This window comes from Bacillus sp. BC08 (genome assembly GCF_054326875.1).
Window position 1 is genome coordinate 13,627 of record NZ_JBTGPA010000019.1, and the last position, 24,107, is coordinate 37,733.

The window sequence follows — 24,107 nt, forward strand, 5'->3', positions numbered from 1 at the left end:
GTTTAAGAAGGGGATGCTAATATGTCGACGCAAACTTCACGGGTTACATTGCCCGGAGAAATGTTGCCAGCGTACAACGAAATATTGACACCTGAGGCGCTTAGTTTTTTGAAGGAACTACATGGAAATTTCAATGAGCGCCGCATAGAACTTTTACAAAAGCGTGCGGAGAAACAAAAGAGAATTGATGCAGGTGAGTTTCCGAGGTTTTTAGAAGAAACGAAGCACATACGTGAAGCGGATTGGACAATTGCCAAATTGCCAAAAGATTTAGAGGATCGTCGCGTAGAGATTACTGGACCAGTAGATAGAAAGATGGTTATTAATGCTTTAAATTCAGGAGCACATCTTTTTATGGCAGACTTTGAAGATTCGAATTCACCAACTTGGGAGAATGCGATTGAAGGTCAAATAAACTTACGAGATGCAGTACGGGGAACGATTTCACATAAAAATGAAAACGGAAAAGAATATCATTTAAATAGTAAAACAGCTGTACTCATTGTGCGTCCAAGAGGATGGCATTTAGAAGAAAAACATATGCAAGTTGACGGGAAGAATATGTCTGGTAGCTTAGTAGATTTTGGACTTTATTTTTTCCATAATGCGAAAGCTCTTTTAACAAAAGGAAGCGGTCCATACTTTTACTTACCGAAAATGGAAAGTCATTTAGAAGCAAGATTATGGAATGATGTTTTCGTATTTGCTCAAAAATATATCGGTATTCCAAACGGAACAATCAAAGCAACGGTGTTACTGGAAACGATTCATGCTTCGTTTGAAATGGATGAAATTTTGTATGAGCTTAAAGATCATTCTGCTGGATTAAATTGCGGAAGATGGGATTATATTTTCAGCTTTTTAAAGAGTTTCCGTAATCATAATAAATTTTTACTTCCAGATAGAGCGCAAGTCACGATGACGGCGCCATTTATGCGCGCGTATTCTTTGAAAGTCATTCAAACGTGTCACCGCCGTAATGCACCAGCTATTGGAGGAATGGCAGCGCAAATTCCGATTAAAAACAATCCAGAAGCAAATGAAGCGGCTTTTGAAAAAGTGCGTGCAGATAAGGAGCGCGAAGCTTTAGACGGCCATGATGGGACTTGGGTTGCCCACCCGGGACTTGTACCAGTCGCGATGGAAGTATTTAATCACATTATGAAAACACCGAATCAAATTTTTAGAAAACGTGAAGAAATACATGTTACAGAAAAGGATTTATTAGAAGTGCCAGTGGGAACGATTACAGAAGAGGGACTCCGCCTAAATATTAGCGTAGGCATTCAATATATCGCATCTTGGTTAAGCAGCCGGGGAGCAGCACCAATTTATAACTTAATGGAAGATGCGGCAACAGCGGAAATTTCTAGAGCGCAAGTATGGCAATGGATTCGTCATGAAGGTGGAACGCTAAATGACGGTCGTAATATTACGCTTGAACTGATGGAAGCGCTAAAAGAAGAAGAGCTAGTAAAAATAGAAAGTGAGATTGGTAAAGAAGCCTTTAAGAAAGGGAGATTCCAAGAGGCGACAACGTTGTTTACCAATCTCGTTCGGAATGATGAATTCGTACCATTTTTAACATTACCGGGTTATGAAATTTTATAAAAATGAAAAGGGGATGGAACAAATGAAAAACGAAAGAATCGAGAAATTACAAGAGAGCTGGGAACTAGATACGCGCTGGAAAGGGATCACACGTCCATATTCGGCAGAAGATGTAATTCGCCTGCGCGGATCAATTGATATTGAACATACGTTAGCGCGCCGCGGTGCAGAAAAGCTTTGGTCATCGCTTCATACGGAAGATTACATTAACGCACTTGGCGCATTAACAGGGAACCAAGCGATGCAGCAAGTGAAAGCTGGGCTAAAAGCAATTTATTTAAGTGGGTGGCAAGTAGCGGCGGATGCGAACCTTTCTGGACATATGTATCCAGATCAAAGTTTATATCCAGCGAACAGCGTACCTGCTGTAGTAAAACGAATTAATCAAACGCTGCAACGTGCGGATCAAATTCAGCATATGGAAGGAAGCGATGATACAGATTATTTCGTACCGATTGTAGCAGATGCAGAAGCTGGATTTGGCGGACAATTAAACGTATTTGAACTAATGAAAGGTATGATTGAAGCGGGTGCATCAGGTGTGCACTTTGAAGATCAATTATCCTCAGAGAAAAAATGCGGTCATTTAGGCGGAAAAGTATTATTACCTACGCAAACAGCGGTGCGTAATTTAATTTCGGCACGTCTTGCAGCAGACGTAATGAGAGTGCCGACCATTATTGTTGCAAGAACAGATGCGGATGCAGCAGATTTAATTACGAGCGATATTGATCCGGTTGATAAAGCATTTATTACAGGAGAAAGAACTCCAGAAGGATTTTACCGTACGAAAGCAGGTCTTGATCAAGCGATTGCACGTGGTTTAGCATACGCTCCTTATGCAGATCTCGTTTGGTGCGAAACATCTGAACCAAATTTAGAAGATGCAAAACGATTTGCAGACGCAATTCATAAAGAGCATCCAGGGAAATTACTTGCATATAACTGTTCACCTTCATTCAACTGGAAACAAAAACTAGATGAGAAAACAATTGCGAGCTTCCAAAAAGAAATCGCATCTTACGGTTATAAGTTCCAGTTCGTAACACTAGCTGGATTCCACTCATTAAACTACGGCATGTTTGAATTAGCACGTGGCTATAAAGAGCGCGGCATGGCAGCGTACTCTGAACTACAACAAGCAGAATTCGCAGCAGAAAAACACGGCTACTCCGCAACACGTCACCAACGCGAAGTAGGAACAGGTTACTTTGATGAAGTAGCACAAGTTATTACAGGCGGTACTTCATCAACGACAGCGCTAAAAGGATCTACAGAAGAAGCACAATTTACGAAATAAAAGGAAGGGGCCCCTTTTTGAAGGGTGCCCCTTGTTATTTTCTGAACGATGCGAGAGTAAATGAAAATATATCAACGATTTTTTAAATATATCGACTTACCGACAAAAAAAGACAATATGATTAAATCCACTCAGCTCTATGCTCACGAATAAACTCCATATCTTTTTCATAATGCTCTAAATGTCCCTCATCAATCATTCTTTGGAAATTCACATCGCCTTCTTGTGCTTTTCTTTTCATATATGTACATAAAGCTTCTAATCGTAGTAACACCATTCCTAAGTAATCTTCGTCCATACTTTTACCGTAGGATTGGACAAATAATTTCACTCTTTCTTTCATACGGCTAGCATGTTGCGATGAGTCATAATGAACTGCCTCACCCGATTTTGTATAATACGTTCTACTTAAAGGCACACAAGTATAAAGCGTATAAGCGATATCCCAAATTCTTGGACCAGGAGCAGCAACATCGAAATCAATAATGCCTACTGGTTGTTCTTGATTAAAAATAATGTTATATATAGCAAAATCATTGTGGCATACAACCTCAATGTCATTAGGAGTACAATCCATCGGTTGCCATTCATCTGATAAGGGAAAATCACTTACGGCATCATGATAAAGTCGGAGCATCTTTGCTATTTCTTTTAAAACATCATTAGATCGCATATATTCTTTTAACGGATAATTCCCAGCTTCTCCTTCAATAAAGGATAAAATTTCTCTATCTTTTTCATCTACACCTAAAAACCTTGGAGCATGATGAAACCCTTTGTTTTCTAAATGTTGTAATAGCTTATGAATCTTTGTACTGCCAGGCTTTAATTCTCGCCGAACAGTATTTTCAGAACGATATACATTTGATACATTTCCCCCTGTAAGCTTTTCTTCGTTGGCGTAGTTTGACATAGAATCCCCTCCAATACAATTATATTGTAACACTTCAGAACAAGGGATGTAATCGCATTCAAATGATGTGTATGTTCATTTTAAAGTGAAATCCGCACATGTTAAAATCAAATATTTACGAATGTGCAATCAATTTAATTTGTCAGTTATTTTCAAAAAAGATTGTACATTTTATTTTAATGTGCTATGATAGTCCCAGTTGAATAGTTAAATTAAGCAATCCATATGTTATCAAGTGCTGAAAACGAACGAGAAAAAGTATGTGAGAACTAGTTTATGTTTCGTATTTGATAATGTGTGGATTCTTTTTTTAGACAGGAAGACTAAAAAATTAAAAATTTGTATTTTCTTAGGAGGAAATAATCATGGCAGTAACAGGACAAGTAAAATGGTTTAACAACGAAAAAGGCTTCGGTTTCATCGAAGTTCCAGGCGAAAACGATGTATTCGTACATTTCTCTGCAATCGAAACTGAAGGTTTCAAATCTTTAGAAGAAGGTCAAAAAGTTAGCTTCGAAATCGAAGAAGGTAACCGTGGACCTCAAGCTAAAAACGTAATCAAACTATAATTTTATAGTTTATTATGGAAAAAAGGGATGGCTGCTGCCATCCTTTTTTTTGTTGTGGAGAAAGTCTTGCTATCTCTTTTTTATGTCAAAATTGATGGAAAAGGAGATTATGATGGAGGTATTCAAAAATCATCGGGTGAACGCGTATCAGTTTCTATAGAAGAATTAGTTCTGCAGGATCATTTTCTACGTACGATTGAAGTAACAATTCGTTTTCATTTCATTGAAGAAAAATTACGTCCTTATAACTGTGAAAATAATGGTCGTCCTTTTATCATGCACATTAACGGGCAGTTGGTTTCTCCTCTCAAAATTCGGCGGGAGACCAACTGTCTGTTAACGCCCAATTGTTGAGGACTGATTAAAGTTTCACTTTATAAATGAGAAAGTATTAAGTTTATTTGTTCTTAATTTTTTTCTTTACAATTCATTGTTTATTTGTTGTTTTGTCTACATCCGAAATGGATAAATCTACGCCATATAGGCTTTGAGTAACATCTTTTTTGTTAGTATTGTTGTTAGAATTTTGTTCGTCTTGAGATGACGTTTCTAACATTTGTTCTTGCTCTTTACTAGGGGTATTCAGAGCATCTGATGGGACGCTATTAATCTGTTGTCTTAATAGACTTTTTTTCTCCATATTATACAGCTCCTTTTTGGAATTAGATAAAAAACTAATGTAATCATAAATAATCACTTACATATTTTGTGTTTTGAAATGGAATTCTATACAAAACTTATATTGTAGATTTAACGAATTAAAAAGTTGCTAGTGATGTATAAAGTTGAAGTTCTTAATAAAAAATAAAAATGGGTAACACGTACAAGTACTTTTTAACGTAGTGGATAATTTTTCATCGTATTTTTTGTATGTAGTAATATTTTCAAAAAAGGATATGAGGACACTCGGAAGAAAATAGGAAGAAGAGTAAAAGGCCTTCCAAAATGGAAGGCCTTTTACTCTTCTTTTCCAATCTTTTTCTTTGCGCGTTTCTTACATTCAGAGCATTCCGATTTACGAAAAGGCTTTGCGAAGAATAGCAGAATGAAAAACAGTCCGAATATAATGCTAGCTGAGTTTTTCACGATCACAATGCTACTATTTTTCATTTGAATCGTTGGTTGCATTTCTTTTTCTTCCATAATAGGCCTCCATATATTGAATTTTATTTTAATTATAGCAAAGTTAATTGTTGTAATGATGCGAAATGAGGAAGTAGTTGTAAATATTTATAGGTAGTATAAATACATTTTGTATAGGTTTTTTATTTTATAATCACTATATTGTTATTTTTTAATTTAAAAGATACTTGACAAATGATAAAGTATTGTAAAAAAGCGGAATCTGTAAACCATTTCCTCTTCATAGATGCTAAAATTACATATGCAGCTGCTAATATAATTGGAAAAAAGGAGACAGTAGAATATGGAAAGTAAAGTAGAACGTTATGTTGAAAACTATGTGGTAAATAAAAATACAATGGCCTTACTTCCTGTTATTCTAAGTGAGAAGAAAATTGTTACACGAGTTGTTGAGAGGGAAGATTCCTTTTTCGTATTTCAAAAGCCTCTAGATATTATAGAAAGAAGTTGCCGCAAGCATGGTTCTAGCTTCTTAGGCAGAAAAGAAGGAACGAAAGAGTTAACTCATATTACACATAAAGCACCAATTGCGATTAGTCCGGCAGATCAACTTTATTTTTTTCCTACTTATTCATACTCTAGAAAAGAGTGCGCTTGGTTGTCTCATTTTTATATTGAAAGTAATAAAGAGTCAAAGGACGGAAATGTTATTGTTAGATTTATAAATGGCTTTGCTGTGAAATTAGAAATATCAAAAAGTAGTTTTGAAAATCAACTAAATCGTACGGCAAAATTGCGTACTGAATATGAAAATCGTAGGAAAAAACAAGGGAGCCCTTGTTTTAAAGAGATTGATAAAACGGAAGAATCTAGACTGAAACCAGCATATGAGAAAGTGTATTTTGTTAAGGAAGGCGAAGTGTGAGAGGATGGGGGAACCCCCATCCTTTTGTTTGTCAGTTTTTGTCGGTAAGTCGATATATTCGAGAAATCGCCGATAAAAATCGAGTTGTGGTTGATAAATTTGAAAAATCACTGATAAAAAGTGAGTTACGGTCGATATATTAAGAAAATCGCCGATATAATTTCAGTTACCAAGGAATTTGCTACCAAAACAAAAGGACCACTTCCAAAATCGCGACACGTCCTGTCGAATATTGATAGATTATCATAGCATAATAATGAAGGAATTCTCATGAAAGGTATGGAAACTTAATAATTACATCTCCATATGTCGTATCTACCATTTCCTCTTTCATATAAGCAATGATACAGTAGAGGTAGTACTTAGAGTAAAGGGGTAAAGTGTAGAATGGATTTTCAGACAATCAAAGAGTATTTTTCACCAGAAAATATGGATCATATTGTTGAAAGTTATAAAGCGTTCGGACCACTTCTTGGTATTGGTTTACCGATGATAGAAGCGTTGATTCCGGCATTGCCACTCATCGTATTTGTACTGGCGAATGCTGTTGCATTTGGATTTTGGCTCGGTTTTCTTTATTCCTGGCTTGGATCAGTAATGGGTGCCTTGCTTGTCTTTTTCATAATCCGCCATTTTGGCCGAAGTCGTTTCTTTTCTTTTGTAAATAAGCATGAGAGAGTACGAAAGGCAATGGGATGGATTGAAAGGAAAGGGTTCGCGCCGATTTTCGTTATATTTTGTTTTCCGTTTACACCGTCCGCGCTTATAAATGTTGTTGCTGGTTTATCTCGCATTAGTGTAAAACAGTTTGGTCTTGCGCTCGCGTTCGGAAAACTTGTGATGATTTTTATTTTAACGTATATCGGTCATGATTTAATGTCATTTATTCATAATCCGGTGAAATCAGTCATTGTAGTGATTGGTATTTTTATTTTATGGTATGTCGGTAAGAAAATCGAAGTAAAGTTAGAACTACATTAAGAATAGTCTTCTTTGTAAAGGAAAGCTTCATTATTAAAGGATAAGGGGAGAAGCGGATGAAGAAAACTTTGAAAAAAGAAGGCATAGAGTGGATACGAACAATTTTAATTGGTGTATTATTAGCTGTATTTTTTCGAACGTTTTTCTTTTCGACGTACGTTGTAGAGGGGAAGTCAATGATGCCGACATTGCAAGATGGCAATATGCTCGTTGTAAATAAGGTGAGTTATCAAGTGGGGGACTTGAATAGGTTTGATGTTGTTGTGTTTCATGCGAATAAAAAAGAGGACTACGTAAAACGAATTATCGGTTTACCTGGGGATCAAATTGAATATAAGCATGATAAACTATATATAAACGGACAATTCGTGGATGAACCTTATTTAGAGACGTATAAGAAAGAGATAAATGGACGACAACTAACAGGTGATTTTAAACTAGAAGAGTTAACGAAAGAAAAGTCGGTGCCACCTGGATATATTTTTGTAGTAGGTGATAACCGCCTTGGGAGCTGGGATAGTAGACACTTTGGATTTGTAAAAGCTGATACAGTTGTCGGTAAAGTTGATTTACGATATTGGCCAATTCAAGAGGTGCAAACGAACTTTTCAAAAGGTTGATATAATAGGTAGAAGTATAGTAAAAGACAAACTACTCCGTTTGTCTTTTTTCGTGTCCTATAATACAATTATAGTAGCAAACTAACGTTCGTTATGTAAGTGAAAGGTGGGGTTACATGTCACTTCGATTTGTGATTGGTAGAGCGGGAAGTGGAAAAAGTACACTTTGTTTACACGAAGTGCAAGAAGAGTTAAAGCAGCGCCCAAGAGGGGAAACAATATTATATCTTGTGCCAGAACAGATGACATTCCAAACGCAGCAGGCGTTAATTGGTAGTGAGGATGTTAGAGGTTCTATTCGGGCACAAGTTTTTAGTTTTTCACGGTTAGCGTGGAAGGTGCTGCAAGAAGTTGGCGGAGCGAGTCGTCTTCACATTGATGAAGCGGGCGTACATATGCTACTTCGTAAAATTGTAGAGTCTCGTAAAGATGGATTATCAGTGTTCCAAAAAGCAGCGGAGCAAAACGGTTTCTTTGAACATCTGGGGAGTATGATTGCGGAGTTTAAACGTTATAACGTGACGCCATCTAACGTATATGAAATGTGGCAACAATTAGATGCACATAGTAGCAGTGCCGAACAAAAGCTATTAGCGAATAAAGTGTATGATTTACAACTACTATATGATGATTTCGAACGTGCTTTAATTGGAAAATATTTAGATTCAGAAGACTACCTGCAATTGCTAGTGGAAAAGCTTCCGCAATCTGAATATGTAAATGGGGCTGAAATTTATATAGATGGATTTCATTCATTCTCACCGCAAGAACTAGAAATTGTAAGACGGCTTATGATTTGCGGTGCGAGAGTTACAATCACGTTAACACTAGATGAAAAAACGTTAGCACAGCCAGTAAATGAACTAGATTTATTTTATGAAACGACGTTAACATATGAAAAAATAAAACAAGTAGCACGTGAAGAGAAGATAGAAATTGAAAAAACGATTCCGCTTATGGAACAACCACGTTTTCATTCGCAAGCATTAGCGCATTTAGAAACGCATTATGAAGCGCGTCCGAATGAAAAGTTTCATGGGGAAGCAAGTGTAACGATTCATACAGCAGCGAATTTACGAGCTGAAGTAGAAGGCGTTGCTCGTGAAATTCGTAGACTTGTGGCGGATGAAGACTACCGTTACCGAGATATTGCGGTTCTTCTTCGTAATGGAGAAAGTTATTACGATGTGATGCGAACGCTATTTACAGATTATAATCTCCCGCACTTCATCGATGAAAAACGCCCGATGTCACATCATCCGCTAGTAGAATGTATTCGTTCTGCACTAGAGATTATTAGCGGGAATTGGCGTTATGATGCAGTGTTTCGCTGCGTAAAAACAGAGCTTTTATATCCATTAGACGTAAGAAAAGAAACGATGCGCGAAGAGATGGATGAGTTTGAAAACTACTGTTTAGCGTACGGTGTACAAGGGAAGAGATGGACTTCTGAAGATCCATGGATGTATCGCCGCTATCGTTCTCTTGACGATACAGACGGGATGATTACAGACAGTGAACGTGAAATGGAAGAGAAAATAAATCGACTACGCGACGTTGTAAGAACGCCTGTTATTCGTATGCAAAAAAGGCTGAAACGTGCGGGAACAGTTATGCAAATGTGCGAAGCGGTTTACTTATTTTTAGAAGAGCTAGACGTTCCAAAAAAACTAGAAGCATTACGTATTCGTGCAGAAGAGAGCGGAGATTTCTTATTTGCGACAGATCATGAGCAAGTATGGGAAGAAGTAATGAGTCTTCTTGATACGTTCGTTGAAATGCTTGGCGAAGAGAAAATGTCACTTTCTATGTTCACAGACGTTATGTCGACAGGTCTTGAGGCGCTTCAATTCGCAAACATTCCGCCGTCATTAGACCAAGTGTTAATTGCGAATATTGATCGTTCTAGATTATCAAATGTGAAAGCAACATTTGTCATTGGCGTGAATGAAGGAGTAATTCCAGCAGCACCTATGGATGAAGGTATGCTGTCTGATGAAGAACGAGATGTTCTTAGTGCTGCAGGTATCGAATTAGCACCAACGACGAGACAAACCTTATTAGAAGAACAGTTTGTTATGTACCAAATGGTAACGAGAGCGACTGAGAAATTATATATTTCTTGTCCGCTAGCAGATGAAGAAGGAAAGACGTTACTTGCGTCTAGCTTTATTAAGAAAATAAAAAGAATGTTTCCTGATGTGAAAGATGCATTTATTACGAATGACGTAAATGATTTATCCCGTTCGGAACAAATTTCATACGTAGCAACGCCAGAAGTAACGTTGTCATATGTAATGCAGCAACTTCAAACGTGGAAGCGATACGGATTTGAAGGGAATTTAGACTTTTGGTGGGACGTATATAATTTCTACGTTACTTCAGATGAATGGAAGCAAAAAAGTAGCCGCGTATTATCAAGCTTATTCTACCGAAATCGTGCGCAAAAGCTAAGTTCAGTTGTAAGTAGAGATTTATACGGAGACACAATAAAAGGAAGCGTCTCTCGTATGGAACTATTTAACCGTTGCGCATATGCTCATTTCGCGCAGCACGGATTATCGTTAAGAGAGCGTGATATTTTCAAACTGGATGCGCCAGATATCGGGGAATTATTCCATGCAGCGCTGAAGAGAATTGCCGACAGGCTATTACGTGAAAATCGTACTTGGGCAGATTTATCAATAAAAGAGTGTGAGCATCTTTCTGCTTTAGTAATAGAAGAGATTGCACCGTTATTACAAAGACAAATTTTATTAAGTTCAAACCGTCATTTCTATTTAAAACAAAAACTACAACAAATCATTTTCCGTACGTCAATCATTCTTCGTGAGCACGCGAAATCAAGTGGTTTCGTACCAGTTGATTTAGAAGTGCCATTCGGTATGGGCGGTACAGGATCACTTCCGCCGATGGAATTCTCATTACCAAATGGTGTGAAGATGGAAGTAGTTGGCCGTATTGACCGTGTTGATAAGGCAGAAGATGAAAGTGGTACGTTCCTACGTATTATTGACTATAAATCAAGCTCAAAAGCGTTAGACTTAACGGAAGTGTATTACGGATTGGCACTTCAAATGTTAACGTATTTAGATGTTGTTACTTCAAATGCACATACGTGGATGAAAAAAGGCGGCACGGCATCACCAGCTGGTGTACTGTACTTCCATATTCATAACCCGATCGTTGAGATGAAAGGTGACGCATCTGAAGCAGAAATCGAAAAAGAAATTTTAAAGAAATTTAAAATGAAAGGACTCGTACTAGGCGATGCTGACGTTGTTCGTTTAATGGATAATAAACTTTCAACAGGAAGCTCTGATATTATTTCTGCTGGTCTGAAAAAAGACGGTAGCTTTAGTGCGCGTTCGAGCATTGCAAGTGAACAAGAGTTTAACGTATTGCAAAAATACGTACACCATACGTTTGAAAATATCGGAAAAGACATTACAGAAGGCGTTATCGATATTGCCCCTTACAAAAAGGGGAATAAAGCGGCATGTACGTTCTGTAACTTCAAATCTGTTTGTCAGTTCGATGAATCACTTGAAGATAATCAATTCCGTACGCTAAAAGATATGAAAGATAGCGAAGCGATGGAGAAAATTAGAGAGGAGGTTGGCGGAGAATGATTGAAAATTGGCCTGAAAAACCAGAAGGTAGTCAGTGGACAGATGATCAGTGGAAAGCTGTTGTAGCGAACGGACGTGATATTTTAGTCGCAGCAGCAGCTGGATCAGGGAAAACAGCAGTATTAGTTGAACGTATTATTAAAAAGATTATAAATGAAGAAAATCCAGTCGATGTCGACCGCCTGCTCGTTGTAACATTTACGAATGCAGCGGCGCAAGAGATGAAAAATAGAATTGGAGAAGCGTTAGAAAAAGTATTAATTGATGAGCCAGGTTCTCAGCATGTAAGAAAGCAGCTGAGCTTATTAAATAAGGCTTCTATTTCAACGATCCATTCCTTTTGTTTACAAGTAATTAGAGGATACTACTACATGCTTGATGTTGATCCTCGTTTCCGCATTGCGAATCAAACAGAAAACGAATTATTAAAAGAAGAAGTGTTAGATGACATATTAGAAGCAGAGTATGGAATTGAAGATAATACGATATTCTTTGAACTCGTTGATCGTTATACGAGTGATCGTAGTGATGATGACTTACAGCGTATGATTTTAGCGCTTCATACCGAATCAAGAGCGCATCCAAATCCGGAAAAATGGCTCGATAAATTAGTAGAAGCATACGACGTGGAAGGAAAGACAATTGAAGATTTAGTGTATGCTTCCTACTTATTAGAAGATGTGAAATTCCAGCTTGAAACAGCAGAACAGCATATTCGTAAAGCGACCGAACTCGCAATGCTTCCTGACGGTCCAGCGCCTCGCGTTGAAACCCTGCAAGCTGATGCAGCTTTACTCGGAACGTTATCATCAGCTGCTCTTGAATCGTGGACAAGCGTTTATGAAGCGATGCAAAACGTATCGTGGCAAACGTTAAAGCGTATTAAGAAAAGTGATTACAACGAAGATGTTGTAAAACAAGTAGACTCTCTTCGTAATAAAGCGAAAGATGAAGTGAAGAAATTACAAGAAGAGCTATTTAGCCGCAAACCTGAAAGTTTCTTACGAGATTTTCAAGATATGCATCCTGTATTAGAAAAACTCGTACAGCTTGTAAAAGTATTTACAGAGCGTTTCCAAGCGATGAAGCGAGATAAAGGAATGGTCGATTTCACAGATTTAGAGCATTTCTGTTTACAAATTTTAAGTGAACAAAGTGAAAATGGTGAGATGAAGCCATCAGCAGTAGCGCTTCAATATCGTAATAAATTTGCTGAAGTACTAGTCGATGAATATCAAGATACGAACTTCGTACAGGAATCCATTATTAAATTCGTAACGAAAGATTCTGAGAGTGAAGGAAACTTGTTCATGGTAGGTGACGTAAAACAGTCGATTTATCGTTTCCGACTAGCAGAACCAGGTTTATTCCTAGGAAAGTATAAACGCTTCACACAAGAAGGATCGGGCGGCGGAATGAAGATAGACTTAGCGAAAAACTTCCGTAGTCGTCATGAAGTGCTAGCAGGTACGAACTTTATTTTCAAACAAATTATGGGTGAAGAAGTTGGAGAAATCGACTACGATGCAGACGCTGAATTAAAGCTAGGTGCTAGCTATCCAGAAGGTGAAGACGTAGCGGCAGAACTACTATGCATTCAGCAAACAGAAGAAGAAGTGCAAGACGGAGAAGAAGGTGGGGAAGTAGAAAAAGCGCAGCTTGAAGCTCGTCTTATGGCGCAGCGCATTAAAGCGATGGTTGATTCAGGTTATGAAGTGTACGATCGTAAAACGGATAGTATGCGCCCTGTACAATACCGCGATTTTGTTATTTTACTTCGCTCGATGCCGTGGGCACCGCAAATTATGGAAGAGTTAAAGCTGCAAGGAATTCCAGTATACGCTGATCTTGCGACTGGTTATTTTGAAGCGACAGAAGTAAATATTATGATGAACGTATTCCGCGTGATCGATAATCCGATGCAAGATATTCCGCTTGCCGCAGTACTTCGTTCACCAATCGTAGGGTTAAATGATGAGGAACTTGCGACGCTCCGTGCTCACGGGAAGAAAGGTTCGTTTTATGAAGTAATGAGCTCATTCTTAAAAGGGGCACCGCTTGAGGAAGAACAAGAGCTACATGATAAATTAGAGTGGTTCTATAATTTACTACAAGGATGGCGTGAATTCGCGCGTCAACAGTCACTTTCTGATTTAATTTGGAAAGTGTACGGGGAGACAGGTTATTACGACTTTGTTGGCGGTTTACCAGCCGGAAAGCAAAGGCAAGCAAACCTGCGTGTACTTTATGACCGCGCAAGACAATATGAAGCAACATCGTTTAGAGGGTTATTCCGCTTCTTACGCTTTATTGAGCGTATTTTAGAACGCGGTGACGATATGGGGACGGCGAGAGCTTTAGGTGAACAAGAAGATGTCGTTCGTATTATGACGATTCATAAAAGTAAAGGATTAGAGTTCCCAGTTGTATTCGTAGCGGGACTTGGTCGTCGTTTTAATACACAGGACTTAATGAAACGCTTCTTACTTCATAAAGACTTCGGTTTCGGTTCGCAGTTTATTGATCCTCGTAAACGTATTAAATATACGACATTATCGCAGCTTGCGATTAAGCGTAAAATGAAAATGGAGTTAATCGCGGAAGAAATGCGCGTATTATACGTAGCGTTAACGCGTGCAAAAGAGAAGTTAATTTTAATCGGTACAGTTAAGGATGCAAATAAGGAAATGGAAAAATGGCTTGATGCGAGGGAGCATAGTGAATGGTTATTACCAGATCATATACGTGCCGGAGCGTCTTGTTATTTAGATTGGATTGCACCTTCATTATATAGACATCATGATAGTGAAATGCTTCTTGAATTAGGACAAGGGAGTATTCCAGGTGAAATTTATGACTACGACACGAGCTGGAAAGTAGAAGTTGTTGACGGTAGTACGTTACTCGCGCCAGAACCGGTTCAAGAAGAGAAACAAGAATTACTAGAAGCACTTCGTGAGAAAAAAGCTGTTCCCCTGCAAAGTGAACGAAAAGAAGAAGTATATGACAGATTAATGTGGAAGTACGGATATGAGGAAGCAACATCTCATCGTGCAAAGCAGTCTGTTACAGAAATAAAGAGAAATTATCAATCTGAAGAAGGTAGCGATAACGCCTTTATTAAAAAAATGCGTGCGCCAATTAAAACACGCCCTCGTTTTATGGAGAAAAAAGGACTAACCTACGCTGAAAGAGGTACGGCAGTTCATGCTGTCATGCAACATGTTGATTTGAAGAAGCCGATTACAGAAGAAATAATTCGGGAGCAAATTAGTGGCATGGTTAATAAAGAACTATTAACATTCGAACAAGCCGAAGAAATAGCAATTGAAAAAGTGATTTCATTCTTTGACAGTGATCTAGGTAAAAGAGTATTAGCGGCGAAAAGCGTTGAGCGTGAAGTACCATTTACAATGATGCTTGCAGCAGAAGAAGCATATCAAGATTGGCAAGGGAAGAGCGGGGAATCAATTCTTGTCCAAGGGGTTATCGACTGTATGATTGAAGAGGAAGACGGTATTACGTTAATCGACTTTAAAACAGATACGATTGAAGGGAAGTTCCCAGGCGGATTCGATCAAGCGAAACCAATTTTAGAAGATCGATATAAAGTGCAGCTTTCTTTATATGCAAAGGCACTTGAGAAAAGCTTGCAACATCCTGTGAAAGAGAAATGCTTATATTTCTTTGATGGCAACCATGTTGTAAAAATTGAAGAATAGAGGGACTTGAAAATGGCCACGGAAAAAACGTTAAGAACGTGTGAACATGGACATGAATACTATAAAAGTAGCGATTGTCCAACTTGCCCAACTTGTGAGAAAGAACAGAAACCGAAAACAGGATTTCTTTCACTTCTTTCATCACCAGCACGAAATGCGCTGCAACATCATGACATTCACACGATAGAAGAACTCTCAAAGTATAGTGAAAAAGAAATTTTAAAACTGCACGGTATGGGGCCTGCGTCTATGCCAAAGCTTAGAAAGGCTTTGGAGGAGAGCGGGTTATCATTTAAATAAAATGAAGCAGTAAACAGTGGAGTCTTTTCATAGTCTTGAATGAGATAAAAGAAAAAAGTAGGAGAATATCTCCTACTTTTTTTACGCTGTTCCGATCTGATCTTGATCGGCCACATCAGAATCAAACGTATTTGTTGCACTAACGCCGCTAAAAGTGTTCACGACAAATCCAACATTGGAAGCTCCGGATCCATTATAAGCTTTCGTATTTTCTTTCGGAGACACGTTATAAAAATCCCCTAAATTAAAAGAACCATTACTGTTTTGAACGACGAGATTTCCAACAACGGAAGGCATACCATCCACCTACTTTACTAAGCTTTTTAATTACTATATGAATTATTGAGCGGAAGGTTCATCAGTGATATATTGGCGAATTTGCATAATACGAGAGTTATTGAAAGCATAATCAACATTTCCGATTTGAAAGCAACCAGAATTTAAGAGTGTTCGTAATTCAACGTCATTCACTTCAATAAAAGGACATTCATTTACAATGTTTAATTTTACATCTGTCGTTCGTTTTGGGATTGTGACATGTTCATCTGTAAAAATTTCAAATGCATCTAAGCGACCTTCGCCTTTTATATAACAAGGAATTTCTCTGTGGACGGCAAGAGCCCTACTTTTTAACTCCATTTGATTTGCATCTCCAACTTGAAACACGGCAGTAATCCCTAAAGAAATAATAGAAACATTTTGGACAACAGACACATGATGTAACATAATTTCTCAGTCTCCTTAACCTGGAGTAGGAGGGACATCTGTTACTAACGGTACAAACGGACCCTCTGTTACAGTTTCAAATGGTGTATCAAGAATAGAAGATAGAATGAGGAGATTCGCATCCCCAATTAAAAAGAGTGCAGATGACGATACACCGTTCATTTTAATCTGTCCGACTTTTAATTCACGATTTACAACGTTAAGATTCATACATACTTACTCCTTTCGGAAATTGCCCGGTATGTGTTGAATAAAAGAGAGGAAAGCTTTGTCGATATCATGTTTCATTGCTTGAATAATAATATCTCGTAAATAATCTGGATCTGTTGAAATCCCTTCATATGATTGCGCTTGTGTTAAATAATAAGGAAGTCTATGCTCCATCTGTTTTTTTATGTCATCAACCATCATTTGTCGATACATTTCATCGAGCGGCGTTCTCTCTTCTTGTTCAAAATGTAGAATTCGATTATATGCTTCTTCATCCAAGTAACGATGCATTTCTTGAAGAATCCCTTGGTAAAAGTCTGGATTTGTGTCAGTCTCAGGATTGACCTTCAAAGTTTCTGTATCCACTTGGAAATCTTCAATTTGCTGTCCTTTTGCTGAAAATGGGTTTAAACCAATATTTAAAGTGCCATTTAAGTTTTCTACTTTTAATTGATCGAATTTGTATTCCACTTTTCCTACAGAAGAGGAGGGGCGATTTTTTAATTCGTTAAGCTCTTCTTGGAGTTGACGCACTTGTTCTTCTAAATTCAGGATGGCTGCTTGTTGTATTTGAAGAGCTTGCTGAAGTTGGTGTAAGTAAGTATATATATCTTGATTCATTTGTGAAACCTCCTTTTCAATAGGGAGGGTAAATATATTCCTGCTATATATTTATGACAAGGATGTCTTAAGAAGAACTAGTTGATGGTTTGATAGAAATAATTTGTCCTTTCGCCTGTAATGGGCGAAGGGGTTCTGTAAATCCGCCAGTATTAGAGAACTTAGATAGAGCTTTAATACTTCCAGCAGTACCAATTTGAAATACAGAAGAGGTTGTAATGCTATCAATTTTAATGCTGTTAATGATGATGCTTTGGTTTACGTAAAAATTCAATGCAATCGCCTCCTCTAAGTTGAACCAATTATCGCTTGATCAATTACATCGGAGTCATTAACAGTCGTTGCGCTTTGATAATTGTAGACAGAAACGTTATCTCCAACATTAAAAGAACCGGCCCCAGCAAAAGCGCGTGAATAACTAATAGGCCTAATCGCAAATACATCTCCAATATGAAAAATACCACTTGATCCAATATTGACGATACGAATATGTCCGACCATAGCTGGCATACAAAACACCTTTCGTTTTTAAAATTTTCTTTTCTACTATTGTATGGGCGTTTTCAATAAAATGTGTGTTTTTTTGAAATAAAAGAAACACACGCGTTATTGCGTGTGTGTATCGAGTGTTTGATTAGGGTGAAAATCCGTATGTACATGCCAAATTGCATTTAAGAGCCTGTCCAGTTCTTGGCTACAATCCACTGTTTTTTGAGAAGTCATTCCGTAGCGTTCAGCAAAATAAATCATTTTTTCACGTTTTTTTTCAATCGCTTGCTCAAACATTGAAATCGGCTCCATCTCTAAATGAAATTTTTAGTATATATGTAGTACATATTATACAAAAACTCCATAAAAAAGAAATGCTTTCGCTAAAAAAAGTAAATTTTCTACATTTTATGTCAAATGTAAAGGAGTAACGAATAGGATAGGTGAAGAATATTGTAAAAATTAGCGTGCATGAGAAGGTTTTTTTCTTACGGATGCGAATACAATTAAATGGTATGAGTTTTAGGATGGAGAGTGGAAATATTGCGTTTGGTAACGGCAAAAAAAGATGAAAAGGTATTTGTAGGTATTGTGGATGAAGAAGAAAAAAAGGTATTGCACTTAAGAGAAGCACAAAGACAAAAAGGGGAAAAGGTTACGATTCCAATCACAATGTTAGAGTGTATTGAGAGAGGAACCGAATGTTTTGAAAAAATATGTGATATTGTAAATTGGGCGAAGGAAAATGAAGGGGCGGCGTATTATCCGTTAACTGAGGTGAAAATATTAGCACCAATTCCAAGGCCAAGGAAGAATATTCTATGCGTTGGAAAAAACTATCGTGAGCATGCGATAGAAATGGGCGGAGTAGAATCAATTCCAGAAAATATAATGATCTTCACGAAAGCGCCAACGACAGTTATTGGAATGGATGAAAAAATTAATAGTCATCCCCATGCAACGAATGAACTAGACTATGAAGGAGAACTAGCTATCATCATCGGTAAGCGAGGGAAACAAATAAAAAAAGAAAAAGCGCTTGAGCATGTTTTTGGTTATACCATTATAAATGATATAACTGCTCGCGATATTCAAAGGAAGCATAAACAATTTTTCCTTGGAAAAAGTTTCGATACATTTTGTCCGATGGGACCGTATTTAATTCATAAATCAATGGTTAGTGTGCCAAATGCGTTACACATTGAAACAGTAGTAAATGGGGAAGTAAGGCAAACTTCAAATACAAATAAAATGATTTTTTCAATAGAAGAAATTATTTCAACGATAAGTAAAGGCATGACGTTAGAACCAGGAGATATTATCGCAACAGGAACGCCGTCTGGAGTGGGAAAAGGTTTCACACCACCGAAGTTTTTACATGCTGGTGATGAAGTTGTCATTACAGTAGAAGGCATTGGCACTTTGCGAAATGTAGTGAAATGAAAAAAGAGCTATCTTATCGAAGATAGCTCTTTTTTATGGCCTTGGGTTATAGAGGTAATCGATAACCGAAAAAGTGTAAAGACCAATGAATGCAAGTGTACAAACGCCGAATAGTATAACCGTAAGTGCACTTTTTTCTCGTCCAAAACCGATGATAGTAAGAATAACAGCAGTCCAAAATGATGCTTTCAGCAGTGTGAATGTAGTAGAAGTTGAGTAGTGAATAAGCAATGTTGTGGAAAGTAGGAAGCCAAAGAATGTAACTAAAATAAAAGATGTAGCCAAATAGTTAATATGTTTGCCGTACCTTAATAACATATCGAATCTCCTTTACAATTTTAAAAACCAGAAAATTACAACTTTATTTTAGTATAAATCAATATAAAAAGAAAGAGGTTGTCCCAACATGTAGGACAACCTCTCTATTATTACGATAATACCGCTTTAATTTTTTGGAATGCCCACTCTAAATCTTCTTCAGAGATTACTAGAGGTGGTGCGATACGAATTACATTTTCGTGTGTTTCTTTACATAATAGACCAGCTGCTTTTAGTTGTTCACAGTAAGGACGAGCTGGCTCGTTTAATTCGATACCGATGAATAAACCTTTACCACGAACTTCAGTGATCATTGGGTTATCAATCTCTTTTAATTGCCCAACTAATTTTTCACCTAATTGAAGAGAACGCTCTGTTAATTTTTCTTCTTCTAACACTTCAAGAGCTGCGATAGAAACAGCACACGCAAGCGGGTTACCACCGAATGTAGAACCGTGAGAACCTGGCTCGAATACGCCTAAAATGTCGCGGTTTGCTGCTACGCAAGAGATTGGGAATACGCCGCCGCCAAGTGCTTTACCAAGTATGTACATGTCAGGAGTTACGTTGTCCCAATCACAAGCAAATACTTTACCAGTACGGCCTAAACCTGTTTGGATTTCATCTGCTACAAATAAAACGTTTTCTTTTTTACATACTTCAAGAGCTTCTTTTAAGTAACCAGCTGGTGGGATGTTAATTCCTGCTTCACCTTGGATAGGCTCTAAAATGAATGCAGCTGTATTTGGTGTAATAGCAGCTTTTAACGCTTCTAAATCACCGTAAGGAATTACGATAATGCCAGGAAGCATTGGACCGAACCCACGCTTGTACTCTTCGTTTGAAGACATAGAAACAGCACCCATCGTACGTCCGTGGAAGTTATCTTCACAAACGATAATTTCAGCACGGTTTGCTTCTACTTTCTTCACGTCATAAGCCCAGCGGCGAGCTGTTTTAATTGCAGTTTCAACAGCTTCTGCACCTGTATTCATTGGAAGTACCATTTCTTTATTAGTTAGTTTCGCAACTTTTTCGTACCAAGGACCTAATTGATCACTATGGAAAGCACGAGAAGTTAGCGTAACACGATTAGCTTGGTCTATTAAAGCGTTAATAATTTTTGGGTGACGATGACCTTGGTTTACTGCAGAATATGCACTTAATAAGTCCATATAGCGGTTTCCTTCAGGATCTTCTACCCAAACGCCTTCTGCTTTAGAAATAACGATCGGAAGTGGGTGATAGTTATTTGCTCCGTATGTGTCTGTAAGTTCGATAATATCCTTAGTTTGAATCATGATTGTTCCCCCTTTTGTTATTACAAGAAGTTTGTAAATACTCTAAATATTATATCATTTAAATGTAAAAAAGCGAAACATTTCCTGAAAATAAATGAACATGTTATCATATAGAGTGAAAAAGTGTGAAAAGAGGAGGTAAGGGATACGATGGTACATATGCATATTACGGCATGGGCGTTAGGTTTAATTTTATTCTTCGTTGCGTATTCACTTTATTCAGCAGGGAGAAAAGGTAAAGGTGTACATATGGGGCTTCGCCTAATGTATATCTTAATTATTGTGTCAGGATTCATGTTGTACATGAGTATTATGAAAACAGCAACAGGTAGCATGCACATGTGGTACGGCCTGAAAATGTTAGCCGGTATTTTAGTTATCGGTGGAATGGAAATGGTTCTTGTAAAAATGAGCAAAAACAAACCAACAGGGGCGGTTTGGGGCTTATTTATTGTTGCGTTAGTAGCGGTAATATACTTAGGACTAAAATTACCGATTGGCTGGTACGTATTCAAATAAAAATAAAACCACCTTATGATCTCAAATGTTTGGGAGATAAGGTGGTTTTTTACTTTATGTCGCATCAATATGCAACTCTTCTCCGTTTACTTTCGTAAAACGGAACATATTTTTATTTGACGTAGCGTGACGAACGAAATGGTGCTGCAATGTACAAATCATCTCTTCGTTATCAAATAAAAGAATATTTACTCCTTCGCATGCTTCCTCTTTCGGTAAGAAAGATAAATAATTATGACAATACATGCAATCATATAAAGAGTAATGAAGTGATTGCAATGATTCCGTTAATAATGCAAAAACAGAGTCAGGTAATTCCTCAAGCCATTCCGTATAGCTAAGAAGTAATTTTTTTCGAATGCGTATCATTTCCCCGTTTTGCAGGTGGTGCTGTTCGTTGGCGATTTGTAATACATCTTGTTCATAGAAACGAGCTGGTAGCCAGTTGTTGTTATATAAAATCTCAAAGCCATCTTCGGCAATATCTTCTAATAAAAATGCTTCATCATTTTCATCATCAAAGAATACCCATTCATTGTTTATATATTCTACATTACCGACTGTATGAGCGCGAGGCTGGTTATATAAAATATGGTTACGTTGTATCATACACGATTTCTCCTTTATGAAAAGTAGTTATTTCTGTTATAGACAGTTCGTGCATTCTTTATAACTAGACACATCTAGACATAGCTGGGCATACAATAAAACACGTTTTACTGAGTGAAAATGCTATTCCATATGTGGATAGTAGGTTATCGTCAAGTTTTTCATTTTTTGATCCGCACCTTTAAGGGTGGGGATTACTGCTCGTTTAGGAAAAGAAATAGGATGGAAGGATGATTCGTATGTGCGGGATTACAGGATGGGTGGATTATAAACGCTCATTAGAAGGAGAACGGGACGTCGTTACGAAGATGGCTGAGACGTTAGCGAAGCGTGGCCCAGATGATAATAAAGTTTGGATTAAAGGCAATGTCGCATTTGGGCATAAACGGTTAATCGTTGTTGATCCTGAGGGTGGGAAACAACCGATGACTTGTCTAAAAGATGAAACGAATTATGCAATTTGCTATAACGGTGAACTGTATAATACGGAAGATATTCGGAAGGAACTATTAAGAAGAGGATATACGTTCAAAGGTCATTCTGATACGGAAGTGCTATTAGCGTCTTATATGGAATGGAAAGAAGAGTGTGTCGATCATTTAAACGGTATATATGCGTTTGCCGTATGGGATGAACAGAAAGAACAAGTATTTATTGCGCGAGATCGACTAGGTGTAAAACCACTATTTTATAAATATGATAGTGGGCGATTACTATTTGGTTCAGAGTTAAAAGCGATACTGGCTCATCCAGATGTGAAGGCGGAAGTAACGTTAGAAGGATTATCCGAAGTATTCGGTCTTGGACCATCGAGAACACCTGGTCACGGTATTTATGCCGGTATAAAAGAATTACGTCCAGGTCACGCGATGACATTTTCGAAGAACGGTTTATGTATATGGAGATATTGGAATGTGGAAAGTAAAAAGCACGAAGACTCCTTTGAAGAAACAGTAGAGAAAACACGATTTTTATTACAAGATGCGATTACAAGGCAGCTCGTTTCGGATGTACCGTTATGCACTTTTTTATCAGGCGGTGTAGATTCGAGCGCCATTACAGCAATTGCTGCGCAAGAATACGCAAGGTCAGGAAAAGGGCAATTACACACATACTCTGTTGATTATGAAGATAACGACAAATACTTTAAAGCGAATGCATTTCAGCCGAATTCAGATGCACCATTTATTCATTTAATGACGGAGACGTTTCAAACAATCCACCATCGTTGCGTCATTTCAAATGAACAATTAGCGCAGTATTTAACAGAAGCGGTACTCGTTCGTGATTTGCCTGGTATGGCAGATATCGATTCGTCATTATTATGGTTTTGCCGTGAAATAAAACAAGATTTTGTCGTTGGTTTATCTGGGGAATGCGCAGATGAAATATTTGGCGGTTATCCGTGGTTTTATAGAGAAGATGATTTACAATCGGGTGCATTTCCGTGGATGCGCTCTACAGAAGCACGTGAACAACTGCTAAAGAAAGAATGGAGAAATAAATTAAATTTACAACAATATGTACAGCAGCGTTATGAAGAATCTATTCAAGAAGTTCCTATTTTAGAGGGAGAAAGTCCAATTGAAGCAAAGAGACGACAACTATTTTACTTGAACATGGTATGGTTTATGACAACATTATTAGACAGAAAAGACCGTATGAGTATGGGGGCAAGCTTAGAAGTACGCGTTCCGTTTGCAGATCACCGACTTGTCGAATATGCGTGGAATATTCCTTGGGAAATGAAAATGTATAAAAACCGCGAAAAAGGTCTATTGCGTAAAGCGTTAGAAGGATTACTTCCAAATGACATCTTATATAGAAAGAAGAGTCCGTATCCGAAAACGCATAATCCGCACTATACGAAAGCCGTAACAGTATGGCTACAAGATTTATTAACGGATAAAGGCTCAATTTTGCACGAGTTATTTGATAAAGAGCAATTGAGCGGATTGATTGAATCAGGCGGTAGTGCGTTTCAATCCCCTTGGTTCGGTCAATTAATGACTGGGCCTCAGCTTTTAGCTCATTTAGCGCAAATTCACGTTTGGTTTAAAGAGTATGGGGTAAATATTAAAGAATAGAAGAAAAGCGACTTACATAAAAGTAAGTCGCTTTTTATTAAATAAATTGTCAAATAAAATTCAAAATCATATTAGAAATAATACTTATTTATAATAATTATCTTTACGTACTTATTATTCATTGTTAT

25 protein-coding genes and 1 pseudogene are annotated in these 24,107 nt (G+C 37.6%); 13 read left to right on the forward strand and 13 right to left on the reverse strand.

Going from position 1 to position 24,107, the window contains the following annotated elements; translation table 11 throughout:
• The first annotated feature begins 21 nt into the window (after positions 1-21).
• The gene (aceB, locus tag ACXVYO_RS03595; RefSeq protein WP_458466054.1) at positions 22-1,611 is read left to right on the forward strand and encodes a malate synthase A; all 1,590 of its coding nucleotides are present in this window, start codon (positions 22-24) and stop codon (positions 1,609-1,611) included.
• A gap of 22 nt (positions 1,612-1,633) precedes the next feature.
• Entirely contained in the window at positions 1,634-2,911 is a 1,278-nt protein-coding gene (gene aceA, locus ACXVYO_RS03600) for an isocitrate lyase (RefSeq protein WP_458466055.1), read from the forward strand.
• A gap of 121 nt (positions 2,912-3,032) precedes the next feature.
• Here the strand turns inward: aceA and ACXVYO_RS03605 are convergent, their stop codons facing one another.
• Positions 3,033-3,824 carry a phosphotransferase gene (locus ACXVYO_RS03605; RefSeq protein WP_458466056.1) on the reverse strand — a complete coding sequence of 264 codons (792 nt, stop codon included), beginning with the start codon at positions 3,822-3,824 and terminating at the stop codon, positions 3,033-3,035.
• Positions 3,825-4,189: 365 nt separating this feature from the next.
• On the opposite strand from ACXVYO_RS03605, the gene cspA reads away from it, so the two are divergent.
• On the forward strand, positions 4,190-4,393 hold the full coding sequence (gene cspA, locus ACXVYO_RS03610; RefSeq protein WP_000301522.1) for an RNA chaperone/antiterminator CspA: 204 nt from the start codon (positions 4,190-4,192) through the stop codon (positions 4,391-4,393).
• Positions 4,394-4,502: 109 nt separating this feature from the next.
• Positions 4,503-4,669 (forward strand): annotated as a pseudogene (locus ACXVYO_RS03615) (IS5/IS1182 family transposase); the annotation flags it as partial.
• A 151-nt stretch (positions 4,670-4,820) separates the two neighbouring features.
• On the opposite strand, the gene ACXVYO_RS03620 reads toward ACXVYO_RS03615, so the two are convergent.
• Entirely contained in the window at positions 4,821-5,033 is a 213-nt protein-coding gene (locus ACXVYO_RS03620) for a hypothetical protein (protein WP_458466057.1), read from the reverse strand.
• A 317-nt stretch (positions 5,034-5,350) separates the two neighbouring features.
• Entirely contained in the window at positions 5,351-5,536 is a 186-nt protein-coding gene (locus tag ACXVYO_RS03625) for a hypothetical protein (protein ID WP_458466058.1), read from the reverse strand.
• A gap of 283 nt (positions 5,537-5,819) precedes the next feature.
• Between ACXVYO_RS03625 and ACXVYO_RS03630 the strand changes: the two genes are divergently transcribed.
• From ACXVYO_RS03630 to ACXVYO_RS03655, 6 genes are all read left to right on the forward strand, one after another.
• Positions 5,820-6,401, forward strand: a complete 582-nt coding sequence (locus ACXVYO_RS03630; protein WP_458466059.1) for a competence protein ComK — start codon at positions 5,820-5,822, stop codon at positions 6,399-6,401.
• Positions 6,402-6,788: 387 nt separating this feature from the next.
• A complete protein-coding gene (locus ACXVYO_RS03635; RefSeq protein ID WP_242242232.1) occupies positions 6,789-7,382 on the forward strand; it encodes a TVP38/TMEM64 family protein in 594 nt (197 codons plus the stop codon).
• Positions 7,383-7,438: 56 nt separating this feature from the next.
• Complete coding sequence (gene lepB / locus ACXVYO_RS03640; protein ID WP_048567025.1) at positions 7,439-8,002, forward strand: signal peptidase I; 564 nt, start codon at positions 7,439-7,441, stop codon at positions 8,000-8,002.
• Between the two features lie 116 nt (positions 8,003-8,118).
• Positions 8,119-11,634 carry a helicase-exonuclease AddAB subunit AddB gene (addB, locus tag ACXVYO_RS03645; protein ID WP_458466060.1) on the forward strand — a complete coding sequence of 1,172 codons (3,516 nt, stop codon included), beginning with the start codon at positions 8,119-8,121 and terminating at the stop codon, positions 11,632-11,634.
• Positions 11,631-15,356, forward strand: a complete 3,726-nt coding sequence (gene addA, locus ACXVYO_RS03650; protein ID WP_458466061.1) for a helicase-exonuclease AddAB subunit AddA — start codon at positions 11,631-11,633, stop codon at positions 15,354-15,356. Before addB ends, addA begins: the two co-directional genes overlap by 4 nt.
• 12 nt (positions 15,357-15,368) lie before the next feature.
• Positions 15,369-15,656 carry an RNA polymerase alpha subunit C-terminal domain-containing protein gene (locus ACXVYO_RS03655; RefSeq protein WP_458466062.1) on the forward strand — a complete coding sequence of 96 codons (288 nt, stop codon included), beginning with the start codon at positions 15,369-15,371 and terminating at the stop codon, positions 15,654-15,656.
• 81 nt (positions 15,657-15,737) lie between these two features.
• Here ACXVYO_RS03655 and gerPF read toward each other — a convergent pair whose 3' ends face one another.
• The 7 genes from gerPF to ACXVYO_RS03690 all read right to left on the reverse strand — a co-directional run bounded on the left by gerPF (position 15,738) and on the right by ACXVYO_RS03690 (position 17,999).
• Positions 15,738-15,953, reverse strand: coding sequence for a spore germination protein GerPF (gerPF, locus tag ACXVYO_RS03660; RefSeq protein WP_001141570.1), 216 nt, complete (start codon positions 15,951-15,953; stop codon positions 15,738-15,740).
• Positions 15,954-15,995: 42 nt separating this feature from the next.
• Complete coding sequence (locus ACXVYO_RS03665) at positions 15,996-16,382, reverse strand: spore germination protein GerPE (protein ID WP_088095504.1); 387 nt, start codon at positions 16,380-16,382, stop codon at positions 15,996-15,998.
• 15 nt (positions 16,383-16,397) lie between these two features.
• Positions 16,398-16,592, reverse strand: coding sequence for a spore germination protein GerPD (gene gerPD / locus ACXVYO_RS03670; RefSeq protein WP_001052807.1), 195 nt, complete (start codon positions 16,590-16,592; stop codon positions 16,398-16,400).
• A 6-nt stretch (positions 16,593-16,598) separates the two neighbouring features.
• A complete protein-coding gene (gene gerPC / locus ACXVYO_RS03675) occupies positions 16,599-17,213 on the reverse strand; it encodes a spore germination protein GerPC (RefSeq protein ID WP_458466063.1) in 615 nt (204 codons plus the stop codon).
• 67 nt (positions 17,214-17,280) lie between these two features.
• Entirely contained in the window at positions 17,281-17,487 is a 207-nt protein-coding gene (gene gerPB, locus ACXVYO_RS03680) for a spore germination protein GerPB (protein ID WP_001012508.1), read from the reverse strand.
• A gap of 14 nt (positions 17,488-17,501) precedes the next feature.
• Positions 17,502-17,723, reverse strand: coding sequence for a spore germination protein GerPA (gerPA, locus tag ACXVYO_RS03685; protein ID WP_001111187.1), 222 nt, complete (start codon positions 17,721-17,723; stop codon positions 17,502-17,504).
• 96 nt (positions 17,724-17,819) lie between these two features.
• Entirely contained in the window at positions 17,820-17,999 is a 180-nt protein-coding gene (locus ACXVYO_RS03690) for an aspartyl-phosphate phosphatase Spo0E family protein (RefSeq protein ID WP_000462840.1), read from the reverse strand.
• A gap of 246 nt (positions 18,000-18,245) precedes the next feature.
• On the opposite strand from ACXVYO_RS03690, the gene ACXVYO_RS03695 reads away from it, so the two are divergent.
• Complete coding sequence (locus ACXVYO_RS03695) at positions 18,246-19,145, forward strand: fumarylacetoacetate hydrolase family protein (RefSeq protein WP_458466064.1); 900 nt, start codon at positions 18,246-18,248, stop codon at positions 19,143-19,145.
• A gap of 33 nt (positions 19,146-19,178) precedes the next feature.
• Here the strand turns inward: ACXVYO_RS03695 and ACXVYO_RS03700 are convergent, their stop codons facing one another.
• Positions 19,179-19,463: a hypothetical protein gene (locus tag ACXVYO_RS03700; protein ID WP_458466065.1), complete on the reverse strand. Its 285-nt coding sequence runs from the start codon at positions 19,461-19,463 to the stop codon at positions 19,179-19,181.
• Positions 19,464-19,573: 110 nt separating this feature from the next.
• Positions 19,574-20,764 carry an ornithine aminotransferase gene (gene rocD / locus ACXVYO_RS03705; RefSeq protein ID WP_000616654.1) on the reverse strand — a complete coding sequence of 397 codons (1,191 nt, stop codon included), beginning with the start codon at positions 20,762-20,764 and terminating at the stop codon, positions 19,574-19,576.
• Positions 20,765-20,914: 150 nt separating this feature from the next.
• Here rocD and ACXVYO_RS03710 point away from each other — a divergent pair, with 150 nt between their 5' ends.
• Positions 20,915-21,283, forward strand: a complete 369-nt coding sequence (locus tag ACXVYO_RS03710) for a YisL family protein (RefSeq protein WP_458466066.1) — start codon at positions 20,915-20,917, stop codon at positions 21,281-21,283.
• A gap of 54 nt (positions 21,284-21,337) precedes the next feature.
• Here ACXVYO_RS03710 and ACXVYO_RS03715 read toward each other — a convergent pair whose 3' ends face one another.
• Positions 21,338-21,892: a DUF2777 domain-containing protein gene (locus ACXVYO_RS03715; protein WP_458466067.1), complete on the reverse strand. Its 555-nt coding sequence runs from the start codon at positions 21,890-21,892 to the stop codon at positions 21,338-21,340.
• A 239-nt stretch (positions 21,893-22,131) separates the two neighbouring features.
• Here ACXVYO_RS03715 and asnB point away from each other — a divergent pair, with 239 nt between their 5' ends.
• Positions 22,132-23,979, forward strand: a complete 1,848-nt coding sequence (asnB, locus tag ACXVYO_RS03720) for an asparagine synthase (glutamine-hydrolyzing) (RefSeq protein ID WP_458466145.1) — start codon at positions 22,132-22,134, stop codon at positions 23,977-23,979.
• Positions 23,980-24,107 lie beyond the last annotated feature (128 nt).